This is a genomic window from Paraburkholderia sp. SIMBA_053 (assembly GCF_046534895.1).
Classification (GTDB): domain Bacteria; phylum Pseudomonadota; class Gammaproteobacteria; order Burkholderiales; family Burkholderiaceae; genus Paraburkholderia; species Paraburkholderia caledonica.
Genome location: NZ_JAWRXU010000592.1, coordinates 1 through 276 on the forward strand (window position 1 = coordinate 1; position 276 = coordinate 276).

1 pseudogene is annotated in these 276 nt (G+C 64.1%); it reads right to left on the reverse strand.

Going from position 1 to position 276, the window contains the following annotated elements:
* Positions 1 to 276 (reverse strand): annotated as a pseudogene (locus SB753_RS36970) (alpha/beta hydrolase); the annotation flags it as partial.

Sequence of the window (276 nt, forward strand, 5' to 3'; positions counted from 1 at the left end):
GGTGCTGCTCGCGCAGCCGCCGCAATACCCAGTCGACTTCGTTGCTGTCGGCGAGGTGATAGAAGCGCGGCAACAGGTTCATCGGACCGCTGCAACTGCGAAAGTGCGGTACGACGCCATGCCAGCCGCGTATCTGGGCGCTCGCCATCAACGTGCGCGCATAGTGAGAGTCCGAGCTGCCTTCGAGCCCGTGAAACAGCACGAACAGCGGCGCATCGGCTGTGGGAGAGGCCGCGAGCGGATCGGGCACCAGCCAGTCGAGATCGATGAAATCGC